Raw genomic sequence first — 9,348 nt, 5'->3', positions numbered from 1 at the left:
GAAGATGACGAGGTAGATAGGTCTGGAGTGGAAGCGCAGCAATGCGTGGAGCGACCAGATCCTAATCGGTCGAGGGCTTAACCAATTCATTCGTGGCACCGGTGAATCGTTGCTGTTATCCAATTTTCAGGGTACAACTCATGTTTGCTCAGCCGCTCGCACTGACGCTTACAGGCGGCTTCGCAAACAGGACGTGTACCAAGAAACTTAAGCAACATTCAGAGTGACCAAGCACTCTGTATGAATGGAGAAGTGAATAAGAAAGGGACTGTGTCCGACGTGGCCTGCAAACGCAGTGCGAGACACGGAGGGCATAGTCCCGAACGGTCTGGTGACGATAGCGGAGGGGACACACCCGTTCCCATTTCGAACACGGAAGTTAAGCCCTCCAGCGCCGATGGTACTTGGGGCGAAAGCTCCTGGGAGAGTAGGTCGTTGCCAAGCCATTTAAGACAGCCTAGCATAGGCTGTCTTTTTGCATTTCTGGAGAAAATGGTCAGGGGGACTGAAAAAGGAGATATTCACCAAACAAGTGATTAAGGATAAGGTTAGGGTATTTACGCTGAACAAGGGTTAAGAATTCATCAATCACAAACAGTTCTTGGGAGCCAAAGGAGAACAGCAACTCACCCCATACTTCGGTGTCATAGCGGCAAAGCATGCTGAGCACATACATGACCATGTGATAAATGATGAACTCATGCGTGATAGAGGGGAGAGGGCCAACATACAGATGAAATTGTCCTTGATAATCAAGGGATAGCCGAGGATGAATACCATCCTGTATCTGAACATCTGCCCAGCTTTGGACGAAGCCCTTATTTCCTTTTCCGGCGGCTAAGAGCTTGACAACAACCATCTCTGTTTCTTGATCAATACGCTCAATGGTGTATTTGTTGTCTCCAAGCAGGTGTTGCAAGTGATTAAGATCAATGGACAACGCGTGAAGATCACGTGGGTTGATTTTTATTGGGCACCTGTTATCTTTGAGCTGTGTTGGCATAAAGGGGACTTCTACGGGGATAAACGTTTGGGTTTGAAACAGAAGCTGACAGCTGTTTTGCAGTTCAGGACATTGACTGAGTAATGTTTTCACTTTATATTTTTCATTAATGATCAATGGTTGCTTAAGCACCCTTTTGGCAAAATAGGGAAGCAGACCGTCTTTTTGCACCTTCACCTCATCCGCGCTAAACAGATAATCCAGCTTCTTTTTTTTGCGGGTGGTTAAACCGTGTTGCAGCACACGGGTTGTTTTTGGATACTCCGGATCATATAAGAGAATCAAGGCTTTTTTAAAGCTGGCCATGCCATAAAAAAGCAGCAAGGGTTTGACCATCCGGGCACACTGTTCGGCTTCAGTAAAGTAAGTTTCCCCTTGTTTGAGGAAATAGATAAATTTAAATGTATTGGCATAGGCCAAGCGCTCCGCTTCTTTTTCATCCGTCAGTTGCCTGTAGCATCTGAAAAGATGTTGTTTGGCTTGGCTTTCGTTTGCAAAGAAAAGCAATAGCTGTTTCATCTTTGTCCACGCATGATCGCTCGCGATGACCTTCACTCATTATCACCTCATCTACCGGGCGCTTGTCAGGCAGCAGTCAGTTTACCGGTAGCACATATCCTTAGCATGTGTTAAAGCAGAAAATCTTAATATTTGGCAAAAGGATTCAGCTTGACGAGGCGGAACCCTTTTGTTAAACTGACATCAATTTTTAACTTACCTCCGACAGAAGTCTCCCACTTCTAAGCGAAGCGAAAGTGGGAGATGAATGTCGGTTTGATGTAGCCTCAATATGATGAGTGTGGTAAAATAAAATCAAACAAACGTTCGTATTGTGGGCAGGTGATGCGGATATGGCCAACAAAGCCTACAAATTCCGTTTGTATCCAACACAAGAACAAGCACAACTGCTCGCCAAAACGTTCGGTTGTGTCCGTTTCGTCTACAACAAAATGCTTGAGGAACGCAAACAAATTTATGAAAAGTTCAAAGACGACAAAGAAGCCTTGAAACAGTACAAATTTCCCACTCCGGCCAAGTACAAAAAAGATTTTCCGTGGCTCAAAGAAGTCGATAGCCTTGCCTTAGCCAACGCTCAATTAAACCTGCAAAAAGCATTCACCAACTTCTTCTCTGGCCGGGCGGGATTTCCCAAGTTCAAAAGCCGCAAGGCGAAACAGTCGTATACCACAAACATGGTCAATGGCAACATGAAGATTGCCGATGGCTATATCAAGCTACCCAAACTGAAATGGATCAAGATCAAACAACACCGTGACATACCGCCACACCACATGATCAAGTCCTGTACGATCACGAAAACGAAAACAGGAAAATACTTCATCTCCATTCTGACTGAGTATGAACACCAACCGGTGCCAAAAGAAATAGAAAACGTTGTTGGGCTCGATTTTTCCATGAATACGCTGTATGTCGATAGCGAGGGTAAGAGAGCCAATTATCCTCGATTTTATCGGCAAGCCTTGGAAAAACTGGCCCGAGCCCAACGGGTGCTGTCACGCCGCCGGAAAGGCTCCAACCGTTGGCACAAACAACGGCGGAAAGTCGCCCAGTTGCACGAAAAGATTGCCAACCAACGTCAGGATTTTCTGCATCAGGCTTCACGACAATTGGCCAACCGGTATGATGCGGTGGTGATTGAAGACCTCAACATGAAAGGGATGGCTCAAGCCCTCCATTTCGGTCAAAGCGTCCACGACAACGGTTGGGGCCTGTTCACTACTTTCCTTCAGTACAAGTTAGCAGAACAGGGAAAGAAGCTGATCAAAATCGACAAATGGTTCCCCTCATCCAAAACGTGTTCATGTTGTGGCCGGGTGAAGGTGTCTCTATCGCTTTCCGAACGTCTATTTCGTTGTGAATGCGGTTTTGTGGCAGACAGAGACACCAACGCCGCCATCAATATCAAAAAGGAAGGTCTGAAACAGTTAGGCATTGTCTAACTTCTGTATAGAACCGTGGGGCACACGGGGATCGCTCGGTCAACTTCCCATCATGAGATGGGATTACCCGAGAAGCCCCCACCTCTAAGCGTTAGCGTAGGTGGTGGGAGTATGTCACCGGTACAGGATGGTGTGAAAAAATCTGAGAAAGGGGATTAGTATGTGGGAAGATAAATTTGCCAAAGAAGGGTTAACGTTTGACGATGTGTTATTAATACCTGCTAAATCAGAAGTACTACCCAAAGACGTCAGTGTCCGGACGAAGTTAAGTGAGAGGCTCACCTTAAACATTCCGATCATCAGCGCGGCGATGGACACGGTGACCGAAGCCGAAATGGCTATTGCCATGGCCCGGCATGGCGGCATAGGCATTATTCACAAAAACTTGTCCATTGAAGAACAAGCCGAGCATGTTGACCGTGTCAAACGCTCCGAAAGCGGCGTCATCACCAAGCCGTTTTATCTGACGCCTGACCATCAGGTCTATGATGCAGAGCACTTAATGAGCAAGTACCGCATCTCTGGCGTGCCCATTGTAGACGAAAATCGACGGCTGGTTGGCATTATTACCAACCGGGACATGCGCTTTGTCCGGGATTATTCCATTAAAATCGGTGAAGTGATGACTAAGGAAAACCTGGTCACCGCCCCGGTGGGAACCACGCTGGAGGAAGCACAGAAAATCCTGGAAAAGCATAAGATCGAAAAGCTGCCCTTGGTGGATGAAAATAATGTATTAAAAGGATTAATTACCATTAAGGATATTGAAAAAGCCATTCAGTATCCCAACGCGGCTAAGGACAGCAATGGGCGTCTTGTGGTGGGGGCAGCTGTTGGCGTGTCAGCTGAGACGGACAAGCGTGCCCACGCCCTGGTCGAAGCTGGCGTAGATGTGCTTGTGGTGGACACAGCCCACGGCCACTCTGTGGGTGTGTTGGAGACGGTCCGCCGTTTGCGCCAAAAATACCCTGATTTGGATATTATGGCTGGCAACGTGGCCACAGGCGAGGCGACACGGGACCTGATTGAAGCGGGCGCCAATATTGTCAAGGTTGGCATCGGACCGGGATCCATCTGTACGACGCGGGTGATTGCCGGTATCGGTGTGCCGCAGATCACCGCGGTTTATGAGTGTGCCAAAGTCGCGCGGAAGTATAACGTCCCCGTTATTGCCGATGGGGGAATCAAATACTCCGGAGATATCACCAAAGCCATTGCGGCCGGGGCTTCTGCGGTCATGCTGGGCAGTTTGCTGGCTGGAGTTTCAGAGTCGCCTGGGGAATATGAAATTTACCAAGGGCGCCGCTTTAAGGTGTACCGGGGCATGGGTTCCTTGGGTGCCATGAAAGCTGGCAGCAAGGACCGTTATTTCCAGGAGAATGAACAAAAGCTGGTGCCAGAAGGAATCGAAGGACGTGTCCCCTATAAGGGGCCGCTGGCCGACACCTTGCATCAACTGGTGGGTGGTTTAAAAGCGGGTATGGGTTACTGCGGCACGCCAACCATCGAAGATCTGATCGAAAATGGCCGTTTTATCCGCATCACCAATGCCGGTTTAAGAGAGTCCCACCCCCACGATGTACAAATTACCAAAGAGGCACCAAACTATTTTTTGTCCTAGCATGAAACTATTTTTTGTCCTAGCATGATGTGATAGAATGGAGAATGGTTGATAAGGGATTGAGATAGGGGTGTATGGCACAAGATGAAGCAGTATGGAACAAAAGCAGTCGTTATTGTCCTGATCGCCTGTCTGTTCACTTCTTTGTTTCTGGCCGCTGTGCCGGCAGCTGCCCAAGCAAACTTTGACGTTAATGCAGAATCGGCGATCCTGGTCGATGCCGAGACTGGCACTATTTTATTTGAAAAAAATGCGGACCTTTCTCTCCCGCCAGCCAGCATGAGTAAAATGATGACGGAATACCTGGTCCTTGAAGCGCTCAGTCAGGGGCAATTTGATTGGGATACGGTTGTGGTGGCCAGCGAATATGCCCACTATTTGGGCGGCTTAGATGGCACATCCCGCGTCTGGCTGGCCTTGGGTGAAGAACGGACGGTGGAAGAATTATACACGGCGATGGCGGTCTATTCTGCCAACGATGCCACTGTTGCCCTTGCAGAGCTGGTGGCCGGCAGCGAAGAACGTTTTGTCCAAATGATGAATGAAAAGGCAGCCGAGCTCGGCATGACCAATTCTACTTTTGTCAACTCAACTGGATTACCCAACCGCATGCTGGGACCATATATGCACACGGGACAAGCAGAAGACGAAAATGCCATGTCAGCCCGTGATACAGCGATTTTGGCACAGGCACTAGTTAAAGATTATCCTGAAGTTCTCCGCTTCTCTTCTATCCCGTCGGTTGAGCCGGGAGAGGGAAAGGGGCACTTTGATGTCCGCCTGCTCAACTTCAACTGGATGTTGGCTGGCCATCCCCAACCTGACGCCAAACCCCATGCCTATCAAGGTTTAGATGGTTTAAAAACCGGATATACCCAGCAGGCCGGCTACTGTTTTACGGGAACAGCGGAGCGGGACGGCATGCGCTTGATCAGTGTCGTCATGCGCTCCGATTCTATGGCCTCCCGCTTCCAGGAAACGCGCAAGCTCTTGGATTACGGATTTAACAACTTCAAAACCCAAACCTTGTTAGATAAGGGAGACACCATTGAGGGCTTTGAAACCCTGCCTGTTGCCAATGGCAAACAAAAGGAGGTTCCCGTTGCGCTGGGAGCCCCTCTGGAACTCATCATCCATAAGGATGATGCTGAAGCTTTCAGCATCAAGGTGATCCCTCATCAGGAGTTAACCAATGGGGATGGTCTTTTGGAAGCTCCTCTTGCTGAAGGGGATGTTGTCGGCTATGCCCGGCTGGTTTATGAAGGCTCCCGTCAGTATGGGACGCTAGATGGGAAAGAGGCCGTTGAGGTTCCCCTTGTGGCGATGGAAGAGGTGGAGAAAGCAGGTTGGCTGCGCACCATGATGAGGGGAATCGGTGCTTTATTCTCCGGGGCATGGTCAAAAGTGGTTGACGGCCTTAAAAACTGGTTCTCCTAAGGTGGTGTGTTGTGAACCATGGAACAGGAAAGCTTGCCTCTTATCTGGCAATATCTTGTCGTGATTATTCCCACCATCGTGGTGGTCATGATAATGATCGGCGGCTTCTTTATGTTCCGGAAGTTTTTATCCAAGTGGCCTAAAAAAGATGATCGCCGGCGGTAATTTGTACTTTTAAAACGGGTATTGTACAATATCATAATAGAATTCTGCTTTAGAGTAAAAGATTTGTCATAGACAGGGGGAAACAAGATGCAGGAGTTAGGTACTGACCGAGTGAAACGGGGCATGGCCGAAATGCAAAAAGGCGGCGTCATCATGGATGTCGTCAATGCAGAGCAAGCTAAAATTGCAGAGGAAGCAGGAGCTGTCGCCGTGATGGCCTTGGAACGGGTGCCGGCTGATATCCGGGCAGCCGGTGGCGTGGCCCGTATGGCAGATCCCACTGTAATTGAGGAAGTGATGAATGCCGTCAGCATTCCGGTGATGGCCAAAGCGCGCATTGGCCACTATGTGGAAGCGAAAGTGCTGGAAGCGCTGGGTGTAGACTACATTGATGAAAGTGAAGTGTTAACCCCGGCTGATGAAGAGTTTCATATTGACAAGCGGGCGTTTACCGTTCCATTTGTCTGTGGTGCCCGCGATCTTGGCGAAGCGCTGCGCCGCATTGGTGAAGGGGCGTCCATGATCCGGACCAAAGGGGAGCCAGGGACAGGAAATATTGTTGAAGCTGTGCGCCATATGCGCAAAATGCAAGCTCAAATTCGCAAAGTGAAAAGCATGTCCAAGGATGAGCTGATGACCGAAGCCAAAAAATTAGGTGCGCCGTACGATCTGTTGCTGTATGTCCATGAGCATGGCCGCTTGCCTGTGGTCAACTTTGCCGCTGGTGGTGTGGCGACACCAGCTGACGCAGCGTTAATGATGCATTTGGGTGCTGATGGCGTCTTTGTCGGCTCTGGCATATTCAAATCGGAAAACCCTGCAAAATATGCCAAAGCCATTGTGGAAGCAACCACTCACTATGAGGATTATGAGCTGATCGCCCACTTGTCTAAAAATCTGGGCTCGGCCATGACCGGCATCGATATTGCCACATTGGAAGCCAAAGACCGCATGCAAGAGCGCGGCTGGTAAGAGAAAGAATGGAGTTTAAGGAAAAGAGGAATGACAGCATGAAAGTAGGCGTCTTAGCATTACAGGGTGCCGTCCGGGAACATCTGAACATGATAGAAAAGTGCGGGGCCGAACCCGTTGCCGTAAAAAAGGTGGAACAGCTGGATGACCTCTCCGGGTTAATCATTCCCGGGGGCGAAAGCACCACCATTGGCAAATTGATCCGTCGCTATGGCTTCCGCGATCCCTTGCTGGAAAAGGGACAAAACGGTTTCCCTTTATTTGGGACATGCGCCGGTCTGATTGTGTTGGCCAAAACCATTGAGGGGGGAGAAGATCCCCACTTGCCACTGATGGATATCCGTGTCCAACGCAATGCCTTTGGGCGCCAGCGGGACAGCTTTGAAACGGACCTTCACATTAACGGGGTAGGGGATGGCTTTCGGGCTGTCTTCATCCGCGCACCGCTGATTGTAAAGGTTGGAGAAGGGGTTGAAGTCTTAGCCCGCCACAAGGATCAAATTGTGGCTGCCCGTCAAAACCATCTGCTGGCGGCTTCTTTCCATCCCGAATTGACGGATGACAGCCGCTTTCACCGTTATTTTTTGCAAATGGTTCAAGCTTATCAGCACAAACATCCGGTTGAAACCAAATAAATCGGCAGGACGGCGGTACAGGCACAGCCTGCACCTCCGTCTTTTTGCGCTTACAAAGGAGTGAATGAGGTGTTAGATGCGAAACGGCTCAGAACCGACTTTGATCAGATCAAAGCACGCCTTGAAACCAAAGGGGAAGATTTGAGGGAATTGGACCGCTTTCCCCAAGTGGATAAAAAACGGCGGCAACTGATCCAAGAGGTAGAAGAGCTTAAAAGCAAGCGCAACACAGTCTCCCAAGAAATTGGGCGCTTGAAGCGGGAGAAAAAAGATGCCTCTCAGCTGATCCAGGAAATGCAAGAGGTGAACCAGAAAATCAAGCAGCTGGATGACGAGCTCCGTCACGTGGAGCAAGAGCTTGAACAGATTTTGCTCAGCTTGCCTAATGTTCCCCATGAGAGTGTGCCGGTCGGTGCTTCAGAAGAAGAGAACCGGCTGGTGCGCACCTGGGGTCAAAAACCAGAATGGGATTTTGAGCCCAAACCCCATTGGGAAATTGCCGAGAATCTGGGTATTGTGGATACGGAAGCAGGAGGAAAGGTTGCCGGTTCCCGTTTTCTGTTCCTGAAGGGAGAAGGCGCCCAGCTGGAACGGGCCCTGATTAACTTTATGCTGGATATACATATTCATGAACATGGTTACGAAGAAATGTGGCCGCCCTTTATGGTGCACCGGGACAGCATGACAGGGACAGGGCAGCTGCCCAAGTTTGAGGAAGATGCCTTTAAGGTGGCTGATACCGACTTTTTCTTGATTCCCACGGCAGAAGTGCCTGTCACCAATTATCACCGGGACCAAATTTTAACGCTGGAGGAACTGCCCAAGGCCTATGCGGCCTATAGTGCTTGTTTCCGTTCCGAAGCGGGAGCGGCCGGACGGGATACCCGCGGTTTGATCCGCCTGCACCAGTTTAACAAAGTGGAACTGGTCCGTTTTGTTAAGCCGGAAGATTCTTATGAAGAACTGGAAAAGCTGACGGCTCACGCCGAGAAGATCTTGCAGCTTTTAGGCCTTCCCTATCGTGTCATGGAGATGTGCACAGGGGACCTGGGGTTTACGGCGGCTAAAAAATATGATCTGGAAGTGTGGCTGCCTGCCGCAGATACCTACCGGGAAATCTCCTCTTGCAGCAATTTTGAAGACTTTCAAGCCAGAAGAGCCAATATCCGCTTCCGGCGGGAACCCAAAGCCAAGCCTGAATATGTGCATACCTTAAACGGTTCTGGATTGGCCATTGGACGGACGATGGCTGCCATCTTAGAAAATTATCAGGAGCAGGATGGCCGCGTGCGTATTCCTGAAGTTTTACGGCCCTATATGGGTAATAAGTCCCATATCGGCTAGCTGACCCAAAAAAGGACATAAATGGGGTGCTCCGCACATAGAGACACCAAAAGGTGGAGAATTTGCTCCCCTTTTGGTATTTTTTGTCGTTATATTTCCTGACGTATGAGTAAAATTTCAGAGGGCAAACACACATTCGCCAATCCCTCTTCATGCCGTTAATAGCTCGTCTGTTAACGGCATGAAGAGGCCCCTAAAAAGCAAAAGACA

General features: G+C 49.4%; 8 protein-coding genes and 1 rRNA gene. 8 read left to right on the top strand and 1 reads right to left on the bottom strand.

What is annotated here, in order from left to right; genetic code table 11:
* Positions 1-327: 327 nt before the first annotated feature.
* Positions 328-444 (top strand): 5S ribosomal RNA (gene rrf, locus IEW48_RS15690).
* A gap of 52 nt (positions 445-496) precedes the next feature.
* On the opposite strand, the gene IEW48_RS15685 is transcribed toward rrf, so the two are convergent.
* Positions 497-1,558: a YaaC family protein gene (locus IEW48_RS15685; protein ID WP_188624582.1), complete on the bottom strand. Its 1,062-nt coding sequence runs from the start codon at positions 1,556-1,558 to the stop codon at positions 497-499.
* A 296-nt stretch (positions 1,559-1,854) separates the two neighbouring features.
* On the opposite strand from IEW48_RS15685, the gene IEW48_RS15680 reads away from it, so the two are divergent.
* From IEW48_RS15680 to serS, 7 genes are all read left to right on the top strand, one after another.
* A complete protein-coding gene (locus IEW48_RS15680) occupies positions 1,855-2,964 on the top strand; it encodes an RNA-guided endonuclease InsQ/TnpB family protein (RefSeq protein WP_188624581.1) in 1,110 nt (369 codons plus the stop codon).
* Positions 2,965-3,124: 160 nt separating this feature from the next.
* A complete protein-coding gene (gene guaB / locus IEW48_RS15675; RefSeq protein WP_188624580.1) occupies positions 3,125-4,585 on the top strand; it encodes an IMP dehydrogenase in 1,461 nt (486 codons plus the stop codon).
* A gap of 84 nt (positions 4,586-4,669) precedes the next feature.
* Positions 4,670-6,022, top strand: coding sequence for a D-alanyl-D-alanine carboxypeptidase family protein (locus IEW48_RS15670; RefSeq protein ID WP_188624579.1), 1,353 nt, complete (start codon positions 4,670-4,672; stop codon positions 6,020-6,022).
* Positions 6,023-6,040: 18 nt separating this feature from the next.
* A complete protein-coding gene (locus tag IEW48_RS15665; protein ID WP_007506000.1) occupies positions 6,041-6,187 on the top strand; it encodes a DUF2621 family protein in 147 nt (48 codons plus the stop codon).
* Between the two features lie 87 nt (positions 6,188-6,274).
* Positions 6,275-7,159 carry a pyridoxal 5'-phosphate synthase lyase subunit PdxS gene (gene pdxS / locus IEW48_RS15660; RefSeq protein WP_007506001.1) on the top strand — a complete coding sequence of 295 codons (885 nt, stop codon included), beginning with the start codon at positions 6,275-6,277 and terminating at the stop codon, positions 7,157-7,159.
* A gap of 38 nt (positions 7,160-7,197) precedes the next feature.
* Positions 7,198-7,794, top strand: a complete 597-nt coding sequence (pdxT, locus tag IEW48_RS15655) for a pyridoxal 5'-phosphate synthase glutaminase subunit PdxT (protein WP_188624578.1) — start codon at positions 7,198-7,200, stop codon at positions 7,792-7,794.
* A gap of 69 nt (positions 7,795-7,863) precedes the next feature.
* Positions 7,864-9,138 carry a serine--tRNA ligase gene (serS, locus tag IEW48_RS15650; RefSeq protein ID WP_188624577.1) on the top strand — a complete coding sequence of 425 codons (1,275 nt, stop codon included), beginning with the start codon at positions 7,864-7,866 and terminating at the stop codon, positions 9,136-9,138.
* Positions 9,139-9,348: the final 210 nt, after the last annotated feature.

The sequence above is a fragment of the Caldalkalibacillus thermarum genome, assembly GCF_014644735.1.
GTDB lineage: Bacteria > Bacillota > Bacilli > Caldalkalibacillales > Caldalkalibacillaceae > Caldalkalibacillus > Caldalkalibacillus thermarum.
The sequence above is the reverse complement of the archived record's forward strand: the minus strand, read 5'-3'. Positions and strand labels throughout refer to the sequence as shown.